Source organism: Achromobacter xylosoxidans (assembly GCF_002192695.1).
In the GTDB taxonomy this organism is placed as follows: Bacteria; Pseudomonadota; Gammaproteobacteria; order Burkholderiales; family Burkholderiaceae_B; genus Achromobacter; species Achromobacter xylosoxidans_C.
This window is the reverse complement of record NZ_MTLG01000110.1, coordinates 26,116-50,331: the sequence shown is the minus strand read 5'-3', so window position 1 is coordinate 50,331 and position 24,216 is coordinate 26,116. Positions and strand designations below refer to the sequence as shown.

Below are 24,216 nucleotides of genomic sequence, written 5' to 3'. Positions count from 1 at the left end.
TGCCCAAACTGCAACCTAACGTTCCCTAATCCCAACACTTGCCCGCCATGCTCCCTGTCATCGTCCGACGCCTAGTTCCCGCCGACGCCGCGCCGCTGCGCCAATTGCGCCTGGACGCGCTGGTGGAAACGCCCGAATCGTTCGGATCGAGTTACGAAGAGGAACACACGCTGACATTGGAGGACATCCGCGGCTGGATCCAGCCTTCGGACGACAGCGCGATGTTCGGCGTGTTCCAGGGCGAGGCCCTGGCCGGCATGGTCGGCGTGGGCCGGCAGCGCAAACTGAAGATGCGCCACAAGGCGCATATCTGGAGCATGTACGTGGCCCCGGCGCAGCGCGGCCAGGGGCTGGCCCGGCAGTTGATGCAGGCGGCTATCGCCCATGCCGCGGGCATGCGCGGGATCCGTCAGGTGCAATTGAGCGTGACCGCCAACAACCTGGCCGCGACCGCGTTGTATCTCAGCCTGGGCTTTACCGAGTACGGACGCGAGCGCGAGGCGCTATGCGTGAACGGTGAACTCTACGACGAGGCGCTGATGGCGCTGCCGCTGGCCGGCAAGTAGCCGCCAGCCTCAGGCCGCGCCCGCCCGGCGCCGGGTGCTGTAGGCCCGCACCAGATTGCGGCCCTCGTCCTTGGCCTTGTAGAGCGCCTGGTCCGCCGCCTTGATCACCGCCTCCGGCGCGCGCAAGGCGTCGCTGCGTTCGGCTACGCCTATGCTGACCGTCACGCGCAGCGGCCGCGCATTGCGCGCGTCACGCCCGCTGCGGCGGCGCAGGCCGATCTGGTCGGCCTTGGGACGCGCCGGCTTGTCGCGCAGCCGCATCTGGTAGGCCTCGATGGCGCGCCTGACGCTTTCCAGGTGCGGCATGCTTTCCGCCGCGGTCTTGCCCGGGAACACCAGCGTGAATTCCTCGCCGCCGTAGCGGTAGGCGTGGCCGCCCCCAGGCACGCGCCGCAACTGGGCCGCCACCATGCGCAGCACCTGGTCGCCCACGTCGTGGCCGTGGGTGTCGTTGAAAGCCTTGAAGTGGTCGACGTCAGCCATCGCCAGCGTATAGACGCGGCCCATGCGCTGCAGCCGCTCGTTCAGCGCGCGCCGGCCCGGCAGGCCGGTCAGCTCATCGCGGAACGCCATGTGGAAACCTTCGTGCGCCAGCGAGATGCACAGCGCCGTCAGCGCGGCCGTGGACATCAGCGCCAATTCGACGGGATGCTCGGCCCCGCGCGGCAAGGCCCAGGCCATGCACACGAAGCCCAACCACTGCCCCGCCTGCTGCGGACGCCCATAGCGCAACAGCAGCAGCGTCAGCGTCAGGCCCGTGGCCAGCAGCGCAATCAGTCCTTCGATCGGCACGCTCAGGTGCGCCAACCTGCCTTGCACGGACAGCATGCCGAGCAGATCGGACACGCCATCCTTGCCGGTCAGCGCGATCGCGGCCGCGCCGGCGGCGATCATGCCGATGCGGGCGGCCAGGTCCAGCAGCATGCTGGAACGCTCCGACCACAGGGCATTGATGGTGTAGGCCAGGGACCACCACGCCAGCGCCGGCCCGACGGCCCAGGGCGCTTCCGTGGCCAGCGCCGGCCAGGCCGCCGTGGCGGCCAGCACGCTGAGCATCAGCACCATGGTCTGCGCGCGCTGGTACATCAGGCACACGGCGACGCCGATCAGCGCCATCACCCAGGGCACGAACGGCACGATCTGCGTCAGGGCCGGCGGCCATTCGCGCCACAACAGCAGCCCCACCGCGGCGGCCACCGGCAGCGCGGGATAGAACAACAGAGGCAGCCAGGGGATATGGGGGTAACGCACGGATCGGGGCTTTTTTACGCTTGCGGAAATGACGTCGCCAAATCGGCAAACACATGTACTGTCTTTTACGGACGCGGCGGCAGCGTTCTTTAGCGCATACGCTGGTAACACTGGGCGCGGCGGCCATGATATGTTTTTCGCCTCCAACCTGCGGACGGACTCCAAATGCGCATCCTGGTCAACATCGACGTGCCCGATCTCGAACACGCCATCGACTTCTATCAACGCGCTTTCGGCCTGACACTGCGACGCCGGCTGGGACCGAAAGCGGCCGAGATGCTGGGAGCCGAGGCGCCCATCTATCTGCTGGAAAAGGCCGCGGGCACGCCCGCCGCCGGCGCCACGCGCCAGCCCCGCGACTACGCGCGGCACTGGACGCCTGTGCATCTGGACGTGGTGGTGGAGGACGCCGACCGCGCGGTCGAACAGGCGGTGGCCGCCGGCGCGCGCCTGGAAGACCCGGCCGTCTCGCACGACTGGGGCCGCATCGCCCACCTGAGCGATCCCTATGGGCACGGCATCTGCATCCTGCAGTTCCTGGGCCGGGGCTACGACGAGTTCGCCACGCCGCAGCTGCAATATTCACCCGTCTCGGAAGCCGATTTCGAGGACCTGCTGGCGCTGCGCATCGAAGCCATGCGCGAGAGCCTGGAGCGCCTGGGGCGCTTCGATCCGCAGCGCGCACGCTCGCGCCTGCGCAGCACGTTCCGGCCGGAACATACCTGGTCCATCGAGCTGGACGGCCAACGGATAGGGTTTTACGCGCTGATCCCGGATGGCGACGGCCTGCGCCTGGACCATCTGTACATCCGCCCCGCCGCGCAGGGCGCGGGGCTGGGCGGACAGGTCATGCGCAAGATCCTGCGGGAGACCGACAGCCTTGGACTGCCGGTAAGCCTGAGCGCGCTGCGCGGCAGCGACTCGAACCGCTACTACCGCCGGCACGGATTCGTGCAGACCGGCGAAAGCGAGTGGGACATCGACTACCTGCGTCCGGCGCCGCGGCGCGCGGACTGAGACTTCAGGTGCGCGGCAGCGTCACGCCGCGCTGGCCCTGATATTTGCCGCCGCGGTCGCGGTAGGAGGTCTCGCAGACTTCGTCGCTTTCCAGGAACAGCATCTGCGCGCAGCCTTCGCCGGCATAGATCTTGGCCGGCAGCGGCGTGGTGTTCGAGAACTCCAGCGTGACGTGGCCTTCCCATTCGGGTTCCAGCGGCGTGACGTTGACGATGATGCCGCAGCGCGCGTAGGTGCTCTTGCCCAGGCAGACCGTCAGGACGCTGCGCGGAATGCGGAAGTACTCGACCGTGCGGGCCAGCGCGAAGGAGTTGGGCGGGATGATGCAGACGTCGCCCTTGAAATCCACGAACGAGCCTTCGTCGAAGTTCTTGGGGTCGACGATGGTGGAATTGATGTTCGTGAAGATCTTGAACTCATCGGCGCAGCGCACGTCGTAGCCGTAGCTGCTGGTGCCGTAGCTGACGATGCGCCCGCCATTGGCCGTGCGGACCTGCCCTGCTTCGAAGGGTTCGATCATGCCGGCTTCGGCCTGGCGGCGGATCCAGCGGTCGCTTTTGATGCTCATGGTGGGAATGGTGCTAGGGAATGGAATGGACGCCATTTTATCCCGAGCGCGGATGCGCCGCCGGCGAGGGGCCGGGCGGGCCGACGCCGCCCCGCCCGCTCGCCTCAGTTCCCCCAGAAAGTCCGGTAGACCAGCGCGATGCCGTTGACCGCCCCGCCCTTCAGGTCCACCGACAGGCCGCGCGCCAGGCGGTAGCTGGCACGGCCCACGGTATCGGTGCCCGAGAGCGCCTGCTCGACGCTCAGGGTGATGCCGTTGGCGAAGGTCTTGCTGGCCACCAGGAATTGCGTCGCCAGCTGGCTGTCGCTGTCCCGGTTGACGTCGCCGGCCACGGTGCGGTCCGGCAGGATGCTGCCCGAGCTGCCGATGTTGCCGGTCTTGATGCTGACGTCGTCCAGGCCGAACTGCTTGTAGAACGGCTGCCCGCCGCCCAGCAGCGCCGTGCCCACCGACATCAGCAGGGCGGCGTCGCCGCCGCTTTCGTCGGGGCCGCGGCCCAGCAGCAGCCAGGAGAGCTTTTCCACGTCGCTGACATCCGGGTAGGACACCAGGTCGATGCGCGGCCGCTGCGCGGTGCCGACCACCTTGACGCCGGCCTCGACCTGTTCGCCCGTGCGCAACGCCTCGATGTCCAGCAGCGGATTGTCCAGGCGGCCCTGGAAGGTCAGCGTGCCGCGGCTCAGGCGCAGCTTCTGGCCGTAGGCCTCGATGCCCCCGCCGCGGGTGCGCAGCGCGCCCACGCCGGTCAGGCGGCCGTCCTGCAGCAGAATCTGGATGGACCCCAGCAGACCGGCGTCCAGCCCCATGCCGGTGATGTAGAAGCGCGGCCCCATGTCGAACTTCAGGTTCATGCTGGTCTGCAGCGGCGTGGAGACCGTTCCGGGGTCGTCGCCCGGGCGGCGCACCTTGACGTCATCGTCCAGCGACGGCACGCCCTGCAGGATTTCCAGGCTGAACCAGCCCGCGTCCGCCTTCAGGTCGCCCACGATGTCGATGCGCGGCATGGCCGCCTTCAGGTCGATGACGCCGGACACCATGGCGTAGCGGTCCGAGCGCTGCAGCGCCGGGAAACGGTACAGGGTCAGCCGGATGTCGCCGCCGCCGTCGATGAAATTCCATTGCCCCTTGGCCTCGGCGTAACCGCCCTTGGCCTCGGGATTGGTGGTAATCCATTCCTTGGTGCGCCACTCGGCCGGCATCACGCGCAGCGAAGCCGGGAAGCGCAGGCTCTCCAGCACCACCCGGTCGCCGTCCAGGCGCGCGGACAGGGTGCCGTCGATCAGCCGCACGCCGTCGTCGATGCGCACCACGCGCAGCTTGTCGCCACGGATGTTGCCGCTGGCCGACCATTTGCCCGCCAGGGTGCCCTGGGCTTCCAGATTGGCCTTGACCGAGCCGCCCACCTCCATCGAGTCGCCCACGAACAAGCTGACCCAGGCCAGATCGGCGATGTCGGCGTCCAGCTTGGCGCGCAGCGGCTGGCGCGGATCCAAGGCCATGCCGCCCTTGGCATCCACCACCAGCACGGCGGTGCCGGTGCCGTTGACGACCCCCATCTTGTCGGTGGCCAGATTGACCTTGGCGTCCAGGCGGCTGGCATTGGCGGAGGTCGGCGTGGCGGTCAGGTCCAGCACCAGCGCCCTCAGGCCCAGCGGGATGGGAGGATCGCCCGGTATCAGCAGGTCGCCCTCGCGGCGCGCAATGCGCGCCTTGCCGCCCAGCCGGCCATCGAACTTCAGGTCCCACAGCACGTCCAGCGAGATGCGGCGCTGGCCTTCCGGCACCATCGCGTTCACGCGGCTGGGCCGCTTGCCCAGCTTGGCCGCGGCCTCGGGATCGAGCGCGCCGACCACCTGGCGCGCCATCGCGGCCGTGATCACCAGATTGTCGGCCTGGCCAGCGGTTTCCCAGCGCTTGCCGCCGCCCCGCGAACCCCGGTGCGCCAGGACCACGCGCTCCTTGCCGGGCAGGGTCAGGCTCAGCGCCGTCTGACCCACCTGCCACTGCCATTGCGGCTCCACGGCGGACGGCACGAAAGCCAGCGTGACCGGCCGGTCCACGGCCACGGTGAAGCCGGCGGTCTCTGCCGTCAGCCGCGAAAACGTGCCGCGCCATCCCGGCAGGGCGGCGTCGGGCGTGCCGGCCGGCCCCTTGCCCCAGGAGCCGGCAAAGACGATGTTGGCCTTGGCGGGCGCCTCGCCCAGCACGCCCGGACGCGGCTTGGGCGGCGTGTAGCCGGCCGCCAGCTCGCCGCGGTGCGCGGCCAGCGTGCCCGCCAGCTTGCCCTTCAATTCCGCCCCGCCGGGGATGCCGGGCCAGAACGCGTCCAGCTGGGGCGCCTGGGCGTCCAGCGATAGCGCGCCGTCCCTGGCGTCCAGCTCGCCCTTGGCCTGGATCCGGTTGCGGCCCAGTTTCAGGTCCACGTCCAGGCCGTGGATGCGCAGCCCGGCGAGGGGATCGGCGTCGGGCGCGGCGGCCTCGGTCGGCACGGCGGCGGAGGCTGGCGTATCGGCCGGGGTATTCGCCGGCGCCGCGATATCCACCTGGGCCTTGAGCGCGCCCGTCAGGGGCTGCTTGTTCCAGCGCGTGCCCTCCTCGAAGCGCAGGTCCACCGCGGCATGGCGCAGCTGGCTCAGGTTCTCGATATCGGCTTGCACGTCGCCGCGCACCGTCAGCAAGGCGGGCGGTATGTCCTTGCCCAGCCAGGGCGACAGATCCAGGCGCTGGGCGCTGATCGTGCCCGCGATGCGTTCGCGGCCCGCGCCCTGCGCGGTATCGGATTGCAGGTCGAGCTGCGCGGCCAGGGTAGATTTGTCGGGCAATTGCGCCTGCGCCCGGGCGCTGCGCAGCACCAGCGCGGTACGTGGCGCCAAGTCGGCGGTCAGGTCCAGCAGCAGGCCCGAGCCCTCGCCGTCCAGCTTGGCCTGGATACCATCCAGCGAACCGGCGGCGTCGGCGCGCAGCACTACCTGGCAGGCCGGGCGCGGCGGCTCGGGCGGCATGGCGGGCGCCGCATCCGCAGCCTTGGCGTCGCGCTTGGGATCGGCCTTGGCATCGGGCTTGGCGCCATGCTTGGGCTCGGGTTTTCTAGCCGCGCCCGCGGGACGGTCGTACACCCCGCTCAGCTTGTCGGCCTCGCACAGCGGCGAATCGGGGCCGGTTCCGCGCGCAGTCACGTCCAGCCGCGCCGCGAATGGCCAGGGGTCGGCCATGACCTGCAGCTCGGCCTGGCCGGAGACGTCCGCCTGACCGACCTCGTGGCCCACGCGCAGGCTGGCGATGCGCAATTGCGCGCCCTGCTTGCCCGCGGCGAAGGTGGCGTCGAGATTGCCCAGCGTCACGGGCAAGGGTGCGCCGTCCTGTTCCAGCTGGAAGTCGCCGAGCGCCACGCGGTCCACGGCAATGTCCACCGGCAGTTCAGGCAGCGAGAACGGCTCGCCGTCATCTTCCGCCGGCGCAGTCTCGGGCGACGAAACCAGGCCGATGTACACCGAGCCCGCCGATACGTCGCGCACGTGCAGCAGGCGGTCGCCCAAGGCGCGCCAGTTCACGTCCAGATGCAGGTCCGTGATGTCGACGCGGGTGCCGCCCACGTCCAGGTCCAGCTTGCCCACGGACACGCCGCGCAACAGCGAACCGTTCACGTCCAGCGCCTGGCCATCCAGTTGCTGGGCGGCCGTGGTCAGCAGCAGCCGCGTGCCGTTCTGCGAACCGACCAGCCAGAACAGGAAGCCGCCCGCCAGCACGGCCAGCATCGCCAGGCCCGGCAACCACCACACCAGTACATGGCGCAGGAATTTGCGCAAGGCCTTCAAAACGCAATCCCCAAGGAAAAGTGCAGGCGCAGGTCACGGTCGCGCTGGCCGTAGGCCACGTCCAGGAACAGGGGCCCGGCCGGCGTGCGCACGCGGGCGCCTACGCCGTAGCCCACCGCCATCGACATGTCGCCGAACGATTCCGCGGCGTCGCCGGCGTCCACGAACACGCCCATGCCCCAGCGTTCATTGAAATAGTGGTCGTACTCGATGCTGCCGACCAGCAGCGTGGGCGCGCCTACCACGGCATCGTCTTGCTGCACGCCGATGCTTTGGTACTTGTAGCCCCGGATCGAACGCGCGCCGCCCGTGCGAAAGCCAAAGTCGTCCGGCACCCGCACCTTGCTGTTGGACCACACCCGGCCGACTTCGCCGCGCACGGTCAGCACGTCCAGCTTGCCGATGGGCCACCATTTCTGGGCCCGCAGCCGGGCGCGGGTATAGGGTTCGCCGGTATCGAGCGTCACGCCCACGCCGCCGCCGACCGCGATCAGGTTGCCCTCGCGCGGGTCGTACTTGTTGTCCACGTCGCGGCGCAGCCATTCGGCCGTCGCGGTCAGGGTCGGCAGCTTGTACTGGTCGCCGCCGTCGATCTTCACGTGGTCCTCTGCCAGCAGCAGGCCCCAGCGGGTTTCGTATTCGACCCGGCTGTCGCCGGCGCCCTTGCGCTCTTGCAGGCGCGTCGCGCCCAGCGCGTAACGCGTCACGTCCAGCCCCTGGATGTCGGAGTGGTCATACAGGACGCCGAAGGAATCCTTGTAGCCGCGCTGGTTCGGCGGCAACAGGAAGTCGGCGTAGGCGCGCTGCTGCAGACGGTCGACGCTGAAGCCCGTCTCCAGGGTGAGCGGCTGGCCAAATACCACGTTCTGCCGGTACAGCGACTCCACGCGCACCCCGGCCTCGTCGTCCAGGCCGATCGACCCGGTGAACCGCTTGGGCGGCGCTTCCACCACCCGCACCTGCACCGGCAAGGTCACCTCGCCGTTCGAGTCGTAGACGGGCGGTGGCGGCGGCATGGCGCCGGACACGGAGGGATCGCCTGCGGGCGTGGAGGCGGCCAGGTCGGTCGAACCCGGCGCGCGCGCGCGATCGGCATTGGGCGCGGGAGTCTGCTGCGCCTTGCCCGGCTGCTCCAGCGACACGAACGCGCCGCGGAAGAACGCGGTGGATTGCAGATCCTGCTGCCAGGTATCCAGCTTGTTCTGGTCGTAGGCGGCGCCGGGGGAATAGCGCACATAGCGCTCGACCAGCTTCTCGGGCACCCGCTTCAGGCCCTCGGTGGTCAGTTCGCCCATGCGCACCTGGGGGCCGCTGTCTATCGTGACGCGCAAGGCGGCCGACGCCGTATCTGCCTCGATCTCGGCCTGCGACGCGGTCATGCGCGCCAGCATGAAATCGCGCGAGGAGACTTCATCCAGCAGGGTCGACTTGGCCTTGTTCCAGTCGCTGTTGATGAAGGGCTGGCCCGCCTTCAACTGCCAGTCGTCGCGCAGCTTCTGCACCCGCGAGGCGAACTCGGGCCGGGTAATGCGGCCAGTGAAATTGAGGTCCACGGACGTGACGGTGGTGCGCTTGCCGGAAACGATGCTGATGTCCCAGGTTTCTCCACCGATATCGGTGCCGGCCTCGAGCTTCACCGTGGGCGAGAAATAGCCTTGGGTGGCCAGGGCCGCCAGTGTCGCATCGCGCGCACGGCGGCGCAGGCGGTTGATTTCACCGCCGTCCTGGTCCTCAGCCAGCCGCGCGATCGCGTCGACGGCCTCGGTGATCGCCTGCAGGGCCGCCGGCGGCACGCCGCCGGGGTCCACGATGATTTCCGGGCGCTTGGCCAATGCCTCGCCCGTCATCACTACAAGTCCTGCCAAGAAGGCGCGGGCTGCCCACCGCATGCGTCAGGTCGGTTGCTGCACGACGATGGACGGGAATTTCCCGGCCATGTCGCGGGGTAGCGCTGCCACGCCAGCCGCCAGCTTGCGGGCGATGCCGCGGTAAAGGGACGCGGCCTCGCTGCCCGGGTCGGACACCACGGTCGGCGAGCCGGCGTCGGTCTGCTCGCGGATCGCCAGGGTCAGCGGCAGGCTGCCCAGCCAGGGCGTGTGGTATTGCTCGGCCATGCGCTGGCCGCCACCTTCGCCGAAGATGTGCTCGGCATGCCCGCATTGCGAGCAGATGTGGATGGCCATGTTCTCGACCACGCCCAGGATCGGCACGTCGACCTTCTGGAACATGCGCAAACCCTTGCGCGCGTCCAGCAGCGCCACGTCTTGCGGCGTGGTGACGATGACCGCGCCCACGACCGGCACCTTCTGCGCCAGGGTCAGGGCCACGTCGCCCGTGCCCGGCGGCATGTCGACGATCAGGTAGTCGAGGTCGCGCCAGTTGGTCTGGCGCAGCAGCTGCTCCAGCGCCTGCGTCACCATCGGGCCGCGCCAGATGGCGGGCGAGTCGGCGTCGATCAGGAAACCGATGGAGTTGGCCTGCAGGCCATGGCCCGTGAGCGGCTCCATGCTCTTGTTGTCCAGGCTTTCGGGACGGCCCGAGATGCCCAGCATGGTTGGCACGCTGGGGCCGTAGATGTCGGCATCCAGCACGCCCACCTTGGCCCCTTCGGCCGCCAGGGCCAGGGCCAGGTTCACGGCCGTGGTGCTCTTGCCCACGCCGCCCTTGCCGGAGGCAACCGCAATAATGTTGCGCACATTAGGCAAAGGTTTCAGGCCTTTCTGCACCGCATGGGCGGCGACCTTCCAGGTCACCTCGACCTGGGCGTCGGCCACGCCGGCCGCAGCCAGCGCCGCCACGGCGATCTCGCGCACCTGCGCGCGCGCGGCCTCGGCCGGATAACCCAGCTCCAACGCCAGCGAAACGCGTCCGCCTTCCAGCTTGATGTCACGATCTTTTACAGAAACACCCAAATCCATACCGGTATTCGGGTCCTGCGCGGCGCGCAGCGCGGCGCGAATTTGTTCTATCGTTATACTCATGTCACTATGGTTCCGTAGGCAGCGCGGCTTCTGCGGCCCGCCATCCCCTAAAGGATAGCGGATACCCGGGAACCTTTCCCTGCGTTTTGCATCCCATCTTCATGACCAACACACTTATCCGCTTCTTTCGTGCCGTCCTATTCGCCGCCCTGGCCTTGATCGGCATGGCGATGGCGCTGGTGTTCATGCTTTCCACGGCGATCGCCGTGGCGATCCTGTACGTGGTCGCCAAGGTGCGCGGCAAACCTTTCGGCGTGCGCGCCTATTGGAGCCAGCGCCAGGGCGCCCGTCCGGGACCGTTCCAGTCCGCCACCGCCCCCTTCGCCACGCAGCCGCGCGGCGACGTGATCGACGTCGAAGCCCGCGAAATCCGCTGACGGCGGCTTTCCAGCATGCTTGCGCCGCCCGCGGCGCAAGCGGGCCGTGGGTTCATGCGCCCACGCGCTGAATTGCCGGACGGCCTGCCCCCGGACGGCCGCCCCCCCGGCATCCGCGCCGGTTTCCCCATTCTTTCGCAACCCGCCTGATTCGTTTGCCGCGAAGGGCGGGTTGAGCCATATCCAGGCCGCCGCCGGGCAAGTCCCCGCCGTTGCCCTAAAATGGCCGGCCTACTCCTTTTTTCCCTCAACCTACCAAGACAACCATGTCTCGCACCCTTTTTGTCACCACTGCGCTGCCCTACGCCAACGGATCGTTCCACATCGGCCACATCATGGAGTACATCCAGGCCGATATCTGGGTTCGTTCGATGCGAATGGCGGGCCACACGGTGCACTTCGTGGGTGCGGACGACGCGCACGGCGCGCCCATCATGCTGAAGGCGGAAAAGGAAGGCATCACGCCGCAGGCCCTGGTGGCCCGCTACGCGGCCGAACGCCCGCAGTACCTGAACGGCTTTCACATCCGCTTCGACCACTGGCATTCGACCGATTCGGCCGAGAACGTCGCCCTGTCGCAAGACATCTACCGCGCGCTCAAGGCCCAGGACCTGATCGAAACCCGCTCCATCGAGCAGTTCTACGATCCGGTCAAGGGCATGTTCCTGGCCGACCGCTACATCAAGGGCGAATGCCCCAAATGCCACGCCAAGGACCAGTACGGCGATTCCTGCGAGGTCTGCGGCGCGGTCTACGCGCCCACCGAGCTGATCAATCCCTATTCGGCCCTGACCGGCGCCACGCCGGTGCTGAAGTCCTCGGACCACTTCTTCTTCAAGCTGTCCGATCCGCGCTGCGTGGAATTCCTGCAGCAATGGACCACCGGCTCCAACGCCGCCGGCGGCAAGCACCTGCAACCTGAAATGCTGGCCAAGACGCGCGAGTGGCTGGGGTCGGACGATGGCGAGGCCAAGCTGGGCGACTGGGACATTTCCCGCGACGCCCCCTACTTCGGCATCGAGATCCCGGACGCGCCGGGCAAGTACTTCTACGTCTGGCTGGACGCCCCCGTGGGCTACCTGGCCTCGCTGAAGTCGTATTGCGCGGTCAAGGGCCTGGACTTCGACAAGCTGCTCGACCCGGCCGGCCCCACCGAACAGGTCCACTTCATCGGCAAGGACATCGTGTATTTCCACGCGCTGTTCTGGCCCGCGATGCTGAAGTTCGCTGGCCGCAAGACGCCTGACGCCGTGAACGTGCACGGCTTCATCACTGTCAGCGGCGAAAAGATGTCCAAGAGCCGCGGCACGGGCATTTCGCCGCTGCGCTACCTGGAACTCGGCATGAACGCCGAATGGATGCGCTACTACATCGCCGCCAAGCTGAACGCCCGGGTCGAAGACATGGACTTCAACCCCGAGGACTTCATCGCCCGCGTCAACAGCGACCTGATCGGCAAGTACGTCAACATCGCCAGCCGCGCCGCCAGCTTCATCACCAAGCATTTCGATGGAGTCCTCGGCTATTCGGGCGACACCTCGGCGCTGGCCGCGGAGTACGCCGAACAGGCGGAGTCCATCCGCGCCGCGTTCGAGGCCCGCGAGTACAACCGCGCCATCCGCGAAATCATGGCCTACGCCGATCGCATCAACCAGGCGTTCGACACGGCCCAGCCCTGGGTGCTGGCCAAGGGCATCGCCACCGCCGATGACGCGCAGAAGGCCGCCCTGCAGGACATCTGCTCGCGCTCGCTGGCGGGCTTCAAGGCCCTGTCCGTGATGCTGGCCCCGGTGCTGCCCGAACTGGCCGAGCGCGTGGCCCTGGAACTGTTCGGCGCGCAGGCGCCCTACACCTGGGCCGATGCCGCCGTACTGCCGCAGCGCGTGGCGCCGTTCAAGCACCTGATGCAGCGCGTCGAACCGCAAATGCTGGAAGACCTGTTCGAGCCGCCCGCCGCCCCCGTGGTGGTGCCTGGCGGCGAGCCCATCGCCGAGACCATCTCCATCGACGACTTCGCGCGCGTCGACCTGCGCATCGCGCAGATCGTCAACTGCGAACACGTGGAAGGTTCGACCAAGCTGCTGCGCCTGACCCTGGACGCCGGCGAAGGCCGCCACCGCAACGTGTTTTCCGGCATCAAGTCGGCCTACAAGCCGGAAGACCTGATCGGCAAGCTGACGGTACTGGTGGCCAACCTGGCGCCGCGCAAGATGAAGTTCGGCGTGTCCGAAGGCATGGTGCTGGCAGCCAGCCATGCGGATGAGTCCGTGGACGCCGGCATCTACGTGCTGGAACCGTTCCCCGGCGCCAAGCCCGGCATGCGCGTGCGCTGATTGCGCGACGCCCGCTGAATGCAAAAAGCCCGCCAGTTCAAATCGGCGGGCTTTTTGTTACCGAGCGCGGAGCATTAGGCCTTGCTGGGCGCCAGTGCCGGATCCAGCGAAATGCGCTCGTCGAAGACGAAGCACTTGCCGTCATAGCCCGGTCCGCCGGTTTCCTCGAAATACTTGAGGATGCCGCCGTCGAGTTGATAGACGTTCTGCAGGCCAACTTCGTTCATGTAGATGGCGGCCTTCTCGCAGCGGATGCCGCCGGTGCAGAAGCTGACCACGGTCTTGCCTTCAAGTTCTGCCCGATGCGCCTGCACCGCCGCGGGAAACTGCGTGAAGCGCTCGATGCGCCAGTCGATGGCGTTCCTGAAGGTGCCCTCGTCGACTTCGAAGGCGTTGCGCGTGTCCAGCATGACCACTGGCCGGCCGGCGTCGTCCACGCCGGCTTCCAGCCAGCGCGCCAAGGTGCGCGCGTCCACGCCGGGCGCGCGACCCGCCTCCGGGCGGATCGCCGGATGATCCATGCGGATGATCTCGCGCTTGATCTTCACCAGCAGCTTGCGGAACGGCACCGTCGCGCTATGGCTGAACTTCACTTCCAGGTCGGCGAAACGCGGATCGGCGCGCAGCGTGCGCAAGAAAGCGTCGATGCCCTGCGCCGTCCCCGCCAGGAACAGGTTGATGCCTTCTTCGGCCAACAGGATGGTGCCCTTGAGCGCGGCCAGGCCGGCCTCTTCCAGCAGGCGGGCGCGCAACGCCGGCAGGGCATCCAGCGAAACGAATTTGTAAGCGGCGATATTGACGACGGAAGTCATGGAAAAGCGGAAAAAAGCGGGCGGCGAAAGGCGTAATAGTAATCGCTGGGCGGTTTTCCCCGCCCGCCTCCCCGCTTGATCCCGCTCAACGATTGACGATTTCCTGCTCGACCACCGCGTCCAGCACCCAGCTCAGCGTCGAGGCGTCGACCGGCGGATTCGGGTTGCGGACCTCGACCACGCGCAAGCGGTAGCGTACGCCGGGCTGGAAATTGAAGCCGGTGATTTCGCCATACCAGAGCTGCCAGGGCTGCCCCGCGCTGTCGCGCACCTGGTAGCACATGGCGCGGCCCGCACCGGCGGTGCAAGGCACGCGCTCGGAATTCACGTAGACCAGCTTGGTGGGTCCCTGCTGGCCGCCGGCGATGGGGTCGGCGCGGCGTCCGAAGTCCAGCCTGTCGCCCGAGCTGAGCACCCAGGTCATGCGCTGCGGATTGTTGGCGTTGTCCACCGACGTGGCGGTGATGCTGGTCAGCGCCGCCAGGAAATCCTGCTCCAGCGTCATGTTCTGCGGCGCGCAGGCCATTCTGGTCGACACCGGGCGCCCCTGCACGATCAGCAGGCCGTTGGCGACGGTATAGGAACCGTTGTACTGATTGCAGCCGGCAAAACCGGAGATGCGCGGCGAGCCTTGGTCATGGACGAAGCTGGCCGTCAGCGGACGCGAACCGGAGGACGGATGCGGAATCTGCCGCAGGCCGCCGCCGGGCAAGGTCCAGCGCGCCAGATCCCAGCTGGTCTGCGCCAGCATGTCGGAAGCCGATGCCGGCTGGAAGCGGGGATCCTGTCCATCCGCGGCGCGCTTGGGCGGCGCAGAGCAGGCGGCCAGTCCGATGGACAACAGGCAAGGCGCCAGCCAACGCAGGGACGCGGAAAAGGGCATGAGAGTCTCCCGGAAAAACGAGGAATGCCGCGCCTGCGCAAGGCGGCGGGCCGGAGCACGCCATTGTAGGCCCGGCCCGGCGCCGCCTTGCGCGGCTTGACACTCTTTGATGCGCGCCCCGCGGGCCGCCTCAGGGCGTGGGCGGATCCTGGCGGCGTGCGAATTCCAGCACGTCGCCGCCGCGCAGGTTGAAGGTCAGGTGCCGGGGCGCGCCGCCGTTGTCCAGCGTGAAGGTATCGATGGACGCCAGGCCGCGCAGATAGTCCGCTTCAAGGCGGGCGCGTTCCGGCGCGGGGCAGGCCATGCGCGTGGCGGCCGGCGCGTCGATGTAGAGCTTGCCGCCTTCGAGCTTGTAGGTGCCCATGTAGCGGTTGCAGCCGGAAAAGCCATTGACGCGGTACTGCTTGCCTTGCGCCAGGAACGTCAGGCGCACGGGTTCGCCGTTGTCGCCATGGGGGATATCGCGCAACGCGCCGCCGGCCTGCGTCCAGCGCACCAGTTCCCAACTGGTCTGGGCCAGCGAATCCGCGCTGCTGGCGGCGTTGGCCGCGGCGGCGCCTTGCGGACGCGCGCCGCCGGTGGACCCGGCGCAACCCGCCAGGGCCGCGGCCAGCAGGGCCGGAGCGATCAGGCGGCAGGGCGTGGACAAGAGCTTGGGCATGTACGGGACTCCATCAATTTCACATACCCCGACTGTAACCGGCCTTGCGGCCGTGCACGCATGTCCTAAGCCCATAAGCGGTATCCAAAAGCAGCACGGAAAATCCGCCATCACGCTCCAATAGCATGGCCTTGCTGCATCGAACGCCCCATGGCGGCGGCGCACGCCGACGCGCAGAATCAGTACAGATCGCCATCCGGGCCAGGCCGGCACGCAAGGTCCGCAAGCCGATCGCAACAACCGCAGGCGCAGGTGTCCGGCTCCTCACGGGAGCCAAGAATAAGATCAATCCGGGGGAGACACAGCGATGGGCTTTTTGAGAACCTTATTGGCATTGTCAGTGGTGCTGGACCATCTGGGCGCGGGCGCCACCGACAATTTGGTGGGCGGCCGCCTCGCGGTGCAGCTGTTCTACGTCATTTCAGGCTTCCTGATTTCCTATGTGCTTACCGCCACGGACCATTATCAAGGCGCGGTGGGCAAGTTCTATGCAAACCGCTTCCTGCGCCTGTTCCCGATCTACCTGGTGGTTGCGGCGCTGACCTTGGCGGCGCACGTGATGAGCGGCGGCGCATTCTTCCGCATCTACGATGCCCTGCCCTTCAGCGCCGAACTGTTCCTGGTGCTCTCCAACATTTTCATCATGGGCCAGGACTGGTTGATGTTCTTCGGCATAGAGCATTCCGCGCTGAAGTTCACCGGCAGCTTCGCGCATAGCGAAGTGCCGCTCTACGAAGGCCTGCTGGTGCCGCAGGCCTGGACGCTGGGCGTGGAGATGAGCTTCTACCTGGTGGCGCCCTTCGTGCTGCATTCGCCGCGGCGGCTGCTGGCATTGCTGGCCGCATCGCTGGCACTGCGCGGCGTGCTGATCGCCACCGGCATAGGCTTGAGCGATCCCTGGACCTACCGCTTCTTCCCGACGGAACTAGCGCTGTTCCTGCTCGGTTCGCTGTCGCACCAAGTGCTGTTGCCGCGCTACAAGGCATGGACGCAGCGGATCAAGCGCCTGCCCGAAATCGGCACGGCCGTGCTGGCGGTCTATTGTGTGCTGCATTTCTCAATCGCCATCAACCACAACGTGCGCGACGGCCTGGCCGTGCTGCTGTTCGCGGCGCTGCTGCCGCTGGCCTTTCTGTTCCAGTCGCGCCACAGGTTGGACAAGGCCATAGGCGAGTTGAGCTACCCGATCTACATCTGCCATTCGTTGGTGATCATGTTCTTCAAGTGGCTGCTTGAAGAAGCGCACCTGGATCAGCCCTTGCTGTTCTCGGCCCTGGTGATCACCAGCACCATTGCATTCTCGGCCCTGCTCAACAGCGTGATCGCGGATCCCATCGAACGCCTGCGCAGCCGCCTGCGCACCGACGACGGCGAACCGGCACCCGCGGCCGGCGCCCGCAGGCGTCCCGCCAACGCGCCCGCGCAGCCCCTCGGGTCTATTCGCCGCGTGCCTTGATGTAGGCGGCCAGCACCTGTTCGATCTGCCGCTTTTCCTGGGAACTCAAGCGCGCATAGGTGGCATAGGAGATGGTTTCGAACGGCCAGGCGGCGGGGAGCGCATCGCGCTCCCCGGCCGCCTGGGTCATGCCGGGATCCGGATTCAGCATCGGCCCTTCGCCGGCGCTCAGCCACATGGGGCTGACGCACAGCGCGCGGGTCAGCTTGATGAGGGCGTCGCTCGAAGGCTGCCGGCGCTGCCCGCTCTCGTAGTTGCCGATAGCGCTTTGCGACAGTTTGCTCGCGACCGCCAAGTCCTTTTGAGTCCATCCCTGTAGCATTCTTGCGTTGCGCAGACGATGGCTAAACGTGTCCAATCGATCAACCCGAGACATTAATAAGAATTTATTTATTTGATTTAAGCATCTCAATACTGCCGCCAAATAAACGGATTACGCCCCAATTGCGGGGCTAATCCGTAAATCGCGTCAGCCGGCCGTTTGCGCCCTCGCACAGCGTCTGGCGCAGCGCCGACGGCCCATCAAAAAATCCATATCTATCATGCGCTTGCGCTGCCGCCCCGGCAACGCTGCGCCACGCTTGCCGTTTGCATGCGGGCACGCCGCGCAGGAAGAAAAATCCTGCGCAAGTGTATGGCGTTTGGAGTATTCAAAATCGAAAATAATGTATCGGCGATACATAATGCGGCAACGCCGGGAATCTCGAAACAAACACTATTTCAAGCGTTTCCATAGCGCCGGAGCCCCGCTTTCTGTTACTGTCAGAAACTACAGAAACGTATCTTCACAAAAAAACACGCCCGTGTTTAAATGAAACACGGGCGTGACTTCCAAGCAGCATCGAAGCATGGGCGGCCATCGGCAAAAGCACGAAACCAGGGGCAAGCCCCCCGGCCTCGCGCCCATCCGAACAACACCGCCCGGCGCTCCCGCGCCTCGGCGCGCAGCACATGGAGACGGGTATGACACGCAGCGCCACACCTGGACATCAGGCACAGCAGCCACGCCCTGTCTCCTCATTGGAAGCATCAATGAACAACACGCTGGATGTCATATTTCTGGGCCACGACGACGCCAGGCATGCCGGACTCGTCGAAGCCCTTTCGCACCTGGGTTTCAACGTCCGCCGCTGCCACGACCTGGCTGACGTCTACGACAGATACTCGCGCCGCCCCAGCCCGCTGGTGGTGTTGAAGGCGCCGCTGCCCGACATCCACAATGCCGCGGTCCGGCTGCGCGCGGTCGACCGCGGCCTGGGCATCGTCGCCATCGCCACCTTCGCCGACGCTGAAAGCCGCATCCGCACGCTGCTCTGCGGCGCGGACGCATGCCTGCCGCCGGACGTATCCGGCCTGGAACTGGCGGCGGCCCTGCAAGCGCTGGTACGCCGCGCGGTCGGCCTGGACGGCGCGGACGCGGCGTCCGACGGACATGCGGCGGATGACCCCATGCACGAGACCTGGCGCCTGGCCAACAAGGGCTGGACCCTGATTAGCCCTACGGGACGGACCCTGGGGCTGACCACCGGAGAACGCGATTTCCTGTCGCGGCTGGTGAACGCCCCCGACCGCAAGGTCAGCCGCGACGCCTTCTACGCCGACGGCGCGGACGATGGCGACAGCGGCATCACACGGCGCCGCTTCGTCGACGTCATGATCAGCCGCTTGCGCCGCAAGGCGAGCGCCAACCAGATGACGCTGCCGATCCGCGCCGTGCACGGCTGGGGCTACATGTTCGCAGCGGACATCGCGCTGGACCTGGATTTTCGGGTGGCGGGAGAAGAAAGCCGGCTGGAGGCCCAGGACGACTGGCGCCGCGAAACGGCTGACGCGAACGCGTCGACTTGAAGCCTGGCCCGCAACGGGCCGGGACGAAAAAAACGCGGCGCTGCCCCGAAAGGTTAAGACGCCGCGCTAAAACAACACGTGAACCTGGAGTCATCAGCCGGCACTGATGCCTACTACCTGGATCACGCGATTCCAACATTCGTGCCTCATACTGCTCACGTACGGTCAGACCGTGAACCTGGGCCGGGTCTCTAGTCCCTGCACAAGCTGCAACGTGATCAACGCCAGGCGAATCGTCCGCTTGCAGAAACAGCAGGCGTCCCGCCCTTATCAGCGGCGTTCCCCATGGATAGCCGCTTGATGCACGAAGTTTAGGACCTCGGACCGCTTTCCAGTAATTCTTTGTTGATAGCCTTCCATACATATCTGATATAGGGCGGCATGCCCCCTACAATGCCGGCAAAGGACTTGGGATCCGTTCCCGCCAAACCCATGCCCACACTGCCCGTTCCCCTCAAGCACCGCCTGCGCAAGCTGCTTGCACTGTTTCCGCCCAACTGGTGCCTGGCCATCCTGGTGGCGCTGGACGGCTATGCCTTCATGCATCCGGTGCTGCGCGAGGTGCGGGCGCGCGAATACGGATTCTGGCTCGCCATCGACAACTGGCATGAGGTCATGCGCGTGGTGGGCCTGCTGGAAATACCGCGCCTGGTGCTGGGCGTGGGGCTGCAGGTCATTGCACTGGGGCTGATCCTCAAGGCCCGCATCGCCTGGGCGTTTTCGCTGGTGCTGCTGATCGGCGTCGGCACCTTCGCCATCATGGGAGACAGCGGCCGCGCCGGCCTGGGGATCTACACGCTGGTCCTCGTCATCGCGCTGATCGCCTATTGGCGCCGCTTCGACCGCGCCAGCGTCACGGCCGGTTCGCTGTTTGCCCTGGTCAGCATGCTGTCGCTGCTGATCTACGCGGTCTTCGGCACGCTCTACCTGGGCAACGAATTCAACCCGCCCATCACGGACGCCACCACCGCGCTCTATTTCTCCATCGTGTCCATGTCCACGGTGGGCTATGGCGACATCACGCCGCACAGCGGGACCGCGCGGCTGTTCACCGCGTCGATTATCATCCTGGGCATCACCATCTTCGCCACCTCCATCAGCGCGATCGCCGGGCCGGTGATCGGCGGCAATCTGAAACGGCTGGTCAAAGGCAGGTTCTCCACCGCCATGCGCAAAAACCACATCATCATCGCGGGCGCAACGCCCCTGGCCATGAGCGTCTACGACGGCCTGCGCCGCCGCGGCGACGAAGTCACGGTCATCGTGCCTCCCGGCGTGCCGCAGGAATACCCTGCCGCCACGGACCTCATCGAAGGCGATCCTTCCAGCGTCGACGTGCTGCACAGCGCGGGTGTCTCGCGCGCCCGCTACGTGCTGGCGCTGCGCGACGACGACGCCGAGAACGCCTTTATCGTGCTGGCCGCGAAGGAAGCTTGCGGCGAGAACGGCGCCAAGACAGTCGCGCTCGTCAACACCAGCAAGCACCTGGAGAAGATCCGCCGGGTGAATCCTGATCTGGTGTTCTCCGTGCAACTGCTGGGCGCGGAGCTGCTGGCCCGCGCCATCAATGGCGAACCCATGGACAGCCAGAGCATCACCGATCTGTTCTTCGCCAAGGCCGCCCCCAACGGCAAAGCCGCCTGAGCGCTACGCCGCGCCGCCGGGCTGTTCATGCCCGGCATACCAGCGCACGAACTCGGCCGACGGCATCGGCCGCGCGAACAGATAGCCTTGAATGAACGCCACGCCGCGCGCCTTCAGGTAATCGAACTGATGCGGCGTTTCCACGCCCTCCGCCACCACCGACAGCCCCAGGCGATGCGCCAGCGTGATGATGGCGTCCAGCACCGGCGCCTCTTCGCCCGCGGGTCCAATGGCCTGCACGAAGCCCTGGTCGACTTTCAGGTAGTCCACCGGAAACTTCTGCAGATACGACAGCGAACAGTGGCCAGTGCCGAAGTCGTCGATGGCGACGCGCACGCCCTGCGCACGCAGGGCGTCGATGTTGCGCCGGGCCTGGCCGTCGTCGGCGATCAGGCTGCGCTCGGTGATCTCCAGCACCACCAGCGGATGCCGCGCCGCGACCTTGGCCGCGAAGGACTGCACGTCGGGAAGCAGTTCCGCGCTGGACAGGTGCTCGGCCGCGATGTTCACGCCGATGTGGAAATCCGGCGGCGTGGGCCAGGTCCGCATGTCGCGCTCGATCAGCATGAGCAGGTGCTGGGTCAGCGCAATGATCGCACCCTGCGCCTCGGCCTCGGCGATGAAGAGGTCCGGGCGCACCGGTCCGATGCCTGGCCGCTCCCAGCGCATCAGCGCCTCCACGCCCTCGCAGCGGCCCGTGGCCTGGCCATATACGGGCTGGTAATGCACCTGGAACTCGCCGGCCCGCATGGCGCGGCGCAGTTGCTCCTTGAACGATCGCCTGCTGGCCTGCAGGCGATGCGTGCCCAGCGCCAGCCCCAGTCCGAGCAACAGCGCTACCGGCAGGTACGTCGCCATTGAACGCGACCATGCGCGCACCAGCGTTTCAGGCGGCGCCAGCACGCTGACCCTCAGGCCGGCGACGCTGTCCTCGCGCGCGTCTTCCTCGCGCAGCTGCACCGCGCGCGCCGCCGCGCCGCCCCATGAATCGCTGCGGATGGGCGCGCCATGCCTGCCGACGGCCAGTTCCAGCTGCAGATCGTCCATGGTGGCGACCGCGTTCACCAGGTCCTGCGCATAGCGGCCATCCACTACCACGATGCCGCTGCTGCCAGCGTCCGCGCCGGACTTGCCCAACAGAATGGCCGGACGGTCAGGCGCCAGCGGCGTGCCGGCCACGGACGTCTGCCATTGTGGCGCCGACACGTCGACCTTCCATTTGCTGAAATCGTCGAGCGATGCGTCCACCTCGCCCACAGCCGACGAACAGTACACGCGCTTGTCCCGGACCAGGACCAGGGAACGGAAATAGGGATTCAAGGTGCCCCAGCGCTGCAGCACCGGCAGTACCTCGGCGCAAGGCTTGCCCGCAAGCTCCGTCACCCGCCCCAGCATTTCCTCAGACTGCGCAAGGATGCTCTCTGCCTGGGCGCGCACCACGCGCGCCGCCGTCTCGCCTTCAAGCCGCTGCGCTTCGTGCGCCTGCAGCCAGGTCCAGCCCACGCAGGCCACGATGGGAAGCATCAATGCCAAAGCCACTGGCAGATAACGCCAGGGTGGTGTGTCGCCGGTCACTCCCGATGTCGCCATGTCACCTCGCCGCGTAGGTCGTGCATGGCCGCCGCGCGACCACTCTGGATAGGACACCAAGGCGGGCACAGCGTCAAGAAACTCCGCGCCCGTCCATCATGCGGGGGCCTGGCGCAACAGTTCGCAGATCAGCGCCACATGCGCCTGGCGCCGCTCGGGCAGATCGATGCGCTCGCCCGGCCCCATCAGCGCGGACATGACCAGGGTATGAACGATGGGCGACAGCAGCAGCCAGGGATGCCTGAGCGCCACGCAATCGGCGCACAGGCCGCGGGTCCGGGCGCGCTCCAGCAGCCGCGCGATATCGATCTGATGCGCCTGCGCGGTCTCCTGGCGCCAGCGCGCGGCCAGATGCGGCACGCGGCCGCTTTCAGCCAGCAGCAGCCGCATGGTGCTGATCATCGCCGGATTGCTCAGGCTGACGTAGAGATGATTGACGATGCGTTCGGCCAGATGGCGCGGTGACTCGGCGCCGTCCACCACGGCCTCGATGTCGAGCCGCGACGGACTGAGGTGGCGCGCCAGCAGGGCCTCGAAGACCGCCTCCTTGCTGTCGAAATGCGCGTAGAGCCCGCCCTTGGACAAGCCTGCCCGCAGCGCGATGTCATCCATCCTGGCGCCGGCATAGCCCGCCTGCGAGAACTCCTGGAGCGCGGCATCGAGAATCTGCCCGACCCGCACCGCCGGAGGAAGACGACGGCGCTGCATGACCATCCCTCTGCTCCCTGTGCATGTGCGGTCCATTAAAAACCGACCAGTCAGTCGCTACTTTGATTCTGATCAAGGAATGCGCAGCCGCCGCACTGCACAATACCTACAAGCATGAACCCGGTATCGGGTCCGCCCCGCAGGCGGCGCCACAAGCCCGCCTTGCCTCGGGACGCGCCCGGCCCCCGCGCTGGAGAAACCCCGCATGACACGCCGCCCGTTTCCGGCCATGATCGCCACGCGCTTCGTTCCCGCAGCCCTGCTGACGCTGCTGGCGGCTGGCTGCGTGTCCATGGCGCCCGACTATCAGCGCCCCGCCCTGCCCGTCCCTGCCGCCTATACGGCCCCTGCGCCCGGCGCGGCAGCGGCCAGCGCCGCCGCCGCGGCCGAAATCGGCTGGCGGACCTACTTTCCCGACCCGGCGTTGCAGACGCTGATTTCCACTGCCCTGGCCAACAACCGCGACCTGCGCCGCGCCCTGCTGCGCGTGGAGGAAGCGCGCGCGCTGTACGGCATCCAGCGCGCCGACCAGTTCCCCACTCTGGGCGTACAGGCGGACGGCTCCCGCTCCCGCGTGCCGGGCGACCTGAACCTCACGGGGCAGCCGCTGGTCTCCAGCCAGTATCAGGTGGGCCTGGGCATGGCCAGCTGGGAACTGGACTTCTGGGGCCGCGTACGCAGCCTGAAAGACGCCGCGCTGCAGAACTACCTGGCCTCCGATGCAGCCGCGCGCGCCGCCACGCTGAGCCTGATCGCCGAAGTGGCGGACAGCTACCTGTCCCTGCGCGAACTCGATGAACGCCTGCAGCTGACGCGCGAGACCATCGCCTCGCGCGAAGAATCCCTGCGCATCTTCCGCCGCCGCTTCGAGGAAGGCGCGATCTCCAAGCTGGACCTGACCCAGGTCGAAACGCTGTGGCAGCAGGCCAAGGCGCTGGGCGCGGACCTGGAACAGACCCGCGCCGCCCAGGCCAACGCGCTGGAACTGCTGGTGGGTGCGCCGCTGAACCTGCCCAAGCTGCCCACGCGCCTGGACGACAACGCCGTCATGCGCGAGCTGCCGGCGGGGCTGCCCTCGGACCTTCTGGTCAACCGCCCCGACATCGTCGCCGCCGAGCATCAGCTCCAGGCCGCCAACGCCAATATCGGCGCGGCCCGCGCCGCGTTCCTGCCGACCATTACCCTGACCGGCGCGTTCGGCACGGCCAGCAACGAACTGGACGGCCTTTTTTCCGGCGGCAGCCGCGCCTGGAACTTCGCGCCCAGCATCAGCCTGCCGATCTTCGACGCCGGCCGCCGCTCGGCCAACCTGGACCTGACCGAAGCGCGCCGCGACCAGGCCGTGGCTGCCTACGAACAAACCATACAGACCGCCTTCAAGGACGTATCCGACGCGCTGTCCGCGCGCTACTGGCTGGCCGCGCAGGTGGACGTGCTGCGCGCCACCGTGGCAGCCCAGAGCGAGCGCGCCCGTCTCGCGCAACTGCGCTATGACCATGGCGCCTCGCCCTACCTGGAAGTGCTGGACGCGCAGCGCGATCTGCTGGCTGCGCAGCAGAAGCTCGCGCAGACGCGCCGCGCGCTGCTGTCCAGCCGCGTCCGGCTGTACGCGGCGCTGGGCGGCGGCACGCAAGCGCCCGCCACAGCGCAAACCGCCTCTGCCCCCGCGCAAGACGCCAGCCCCCGATAAACCAAGAACCAAGGAT

The 24,216-nt window shown here is 67.3% G+C and carries 19 protein-coding genes; 8 read left to right on the top strand and 11 right to left on the bottom strand.

The features are described 5' to 3' along the window. Positions 1 to 47: 47 nt before the first annotated feature. Complete coding sequence (locus BRO63_RS26060; protein WP_088142571.1) at positions 48 to 566, top strand: GNAT family N-acetyltransferase; 519 nt, start codon at positions 48 to 50, stop codon at positions 564 to 566. 9 nt (positions 567 to 575) lie between these two features. Here BRO63_RS26060 and BRO63_RS26055 read toward each other — a convergent pair whose 3' ends face one another. Next, on the bottom strand, positions 576 to 1,817 hold the full coding sequence (locus BRO63_RS26055) for a GGDEF domain-containing protein (protein ID WP_088142570.1): 1,242 nt from the start codon (positions 1,815 to 1,817) through the stop codon (positions 576 to 578). A gap of 165 nt (positions 1,818 to 1,982) precedes the next feature. On the opposite strand from BRO63_RS26055, the gene BRO63_RS26050 reads away from it, so the two are divergent. Next, positions 1,983 to 2,834, top strand: a complete 852-nt coding sequence (locus BRO63_RS26050) for a GNAT family N-acetyltransferase (RefSeq protein WP_088142569.1) — start codon at positions 1,983 to 1,985, stop codon at positions 2,832 to 2,834. A gap of 4 nt (positions 2,835 to 2,838) precedes the next feature. On the opposite strand, the gene dcd is transcribed toward BRO63_RS26050, so the two are convergent. From dcd to apbC, 4 genes are all read right to left on the bottom strand, one after another. Then, positions 2,839 to 3,402 (bottom strand): dCTP deaminase, encoded by a 564-nt coding sequence (gene dcd, locus BRO63_RS26045; protein ID WP_041654363.1) that lies wholly within the window; start codon positions 3,400 to 3,402, stop codon positions 2,839 to 2,841. 104 nt (positions 3,403 to 3,506) lie between these two features. Next, the gene (locus BRO63_RS26040) at positions 3,507 to 7,217 is read right to left on the bottom strand and encodes a translocation/assembly module TamB domain-containing protein (protein ID WP_088142568.1); all 3,711 of its coding nucleotides are present in this window, start codon (positions 7,215 to 7,217) and stop codon (positions 3,507 to 3,509) included. After that, on the bottom strand, positions 7,214 to 9,106 hold the full coding sequence (locus tag BRO63_RS26035; RefSeq protein ID WP_088142567.1) for an autotransporter assembly complex protein TamA: 1,893 nt from the start codon (positions 9,104 to 9,106) through the stop codon (positions 7,214 to 7,216). The genes BRO63_RS26040 and BRO63_RS26035 overlap by 4 nt, the downstream gene beginning before the upstream one ends. 3 nt (positions 9,107 to 9,109) lie before the next feature. Next, positions 9,110 to 10,198, bottom strand: coding sequence for an iron-sulfur cluster carrier protein ApbC (apbC, locus tag BRO63_RS26030; RefSeq protein WP_088142566.1), 1,089 nt, complete (start codon positions 10,196 to 10,198; stop codon positions 9,110 to 9,112). Positions 10,199 to 10,299: 101 nt separating this feature from the next. Between apbC and BRO63_RS26025 the strand changes: the two genes are divergently transcribed. Both BRO63_RS26025 and metG read left to right on the top strand, forming a co-directional pair. Next, positions 10,300 to 10,575, top strand: a complete 276-nt coding sequence (locus BRO63_RS26025) for a hypothetical protein (protein WP_006226181.1) — start codon at positions 10,300 to 10,302, stop codon at positions 10,573 to 10,575. 266 nt (positions 10,576 to 10,841) lie between these two features. Next, positions 10,842 to 12,908, top strand: coding sequence for a methionine--tRNA ligase (gene metG / locus BRO63_RS26020; protein WP_088142565.1), 2,067 nt, complete (start codon positions 10,842 to 10,844; stop codon positions 12,906 to 12,908). Positions 12,909 to 12,982: 74 nt separating this feature from the next. Here metG and BRO63_RS26015 read toward each other — a convergent pair whose 3' ends face one another. The 3 genes from BRO63_RS26015 to BRO63_RS26005 form a co-directional block, all read right to left on the bottom strand. After that, a complete protein-coding gene (locus BRO63_RS26015) occupies positions 12,983 to 13,720 on the bottom strand; it encodes a sulfurtransferase (RefSeq protein ID WP_088142564.1) in 738 nt (245 codons plus the stop codon). 85 nt (positions 13,721 to 13,805) lie between these two features. Continuing rightward, positions 13,806 to 14,603 (bottom strand): META and DUF4377 domain-containing protein, encoded by a 798-nt coding sequence (locus BRO63_RS26010; protein ID WP_088142563.1) that lies wholly within the window; start codon positions 14,601 to 14,603, stop codon positions 13,806 to 13,808. A gap of 130 nt (positions 14,604 to 14,733) precedes the next feature. Next, positions 14,734 to 15,264 carry an META domain-containing protein gene (locus tag BRO63_RS26005; RefSeq protein WP_088142562.1) on the bottom strand — a complete coding sequence of 177 codons (531 nt, stop codon included), beginning with the start codon at positions 15,262 to 15,264 and terminating at the stop codon, positions 14,734 to 14,736. A gap of 307 nt (positions 15,265 to 15,571) precedes the next feature. Between BRO63_RS26005 and BRO63_RS26000 the strand changes: the two genes are divergently transcribed. After that, on the top strand, positions 15,572 to 16,720 hold the full coding sequence (locus tag BRO63_RS26000; protein WP_088142561.1) for an acyltransferase family protein: 1,149 nt from the start codon (positions 15,572 to 15,574) through the stop codon (positions 16,718 to 16,720). Here BRO63_RS26000 and BRO63_RS25995 read toward each other — a convergent pair. Beyond that, positions 16,701 to 17,096 (bottom strand): helix-turn-helix domain-containing protein, encoded by a 396-nt coding sequence (locus BRO63_RS25995; protein ID WP_088142560.1) that lies wholly within the window; start codon positions 17,094 to 17,096, stop codon positions 16,701 to 16,703. The two genes, BRO63_RS26000 and BRO63_RS25995, sit on opposite strands and share 20 nt — an antisense overlap. A gap of 656 nt (positions 17,097 to 17,752) precedes the next feature. Here BRO63_RS25995 and BRO63_RS25990 point away from each other — a divergent pair. Together BRO63_RS25990 and kch are read left to right on the top strand one after the other, a co-directional pair. After that, entirely contained in the window at positions 17,753 to 18,568 is an 816-nt protein-coding gene (locus BRO63_RS25990; RefSeq protein ID WP_088142559.1) for a winged helix-turn-helix domain-containing protein, read from the top strand. A 432-nt stretch (positions 18,569 to 19,000) separates the two neighbouring features. Next, on the top strand, positions 19,001 to 20,212 hold the full coding sequence (gene kch / locus BRO63_RS25985) for a voltage-gated potassium channel protein (protein ID WP_088142558.1): 1,212 nt from the start codon (positions 19,001 to 19,003) through the stop codon (positions 20,210 to 20,212). A gap of 3 nt (positions 20,213 to 20,215) precedes the next feature. Here the strand turns inward: kch and BRO63_RS25980 are convergent, their stop codons facing one another. Further along, positions 20,216 to 21,802 (bottom strand): EAL domain-containing protein, encoded by a 1,587-nt coding sequence (locus tag BRO63_RS25980; RefSeq protein ID WP_088142557.1) that lies wholly within the window; start codon positions 21,800 to 21,802, stop codon positions 20,216 to 20,218. Positions 21,803 to 21,898: 96 nt separating this feature from the next. Next, complete coding sequence (locus BRO63_RS25975) at positions 21,899 to 22,516, bottom strand: TetR/AcrR family transcriptional regulator (protein WP_088142556.1); 618 nt, start codon at positions 22,514 to 22,516, stop codon at positions 21,899 to 21,901. A 199-nt stretch (positions 22,517 to 22,715) separates the two neighbouring features. Between BRO63_RS25975 and BRO63_RS25970 the strand changes: the two genes are divergently transcribed. Then, positions 22,716 to 24,200, top strand: a complete 1,485-nt coding sequence (locus BRO63_RS25970) for an efflux transporter outer membrane subunit (RefSeq protein ID WP_088142555.1) — start codon at positions 22,716 to 22,718, stop codon at positions 24,198 to 24,200. Positions 24,201 to 24,216 lie beyond the last annotated feature (16 nt).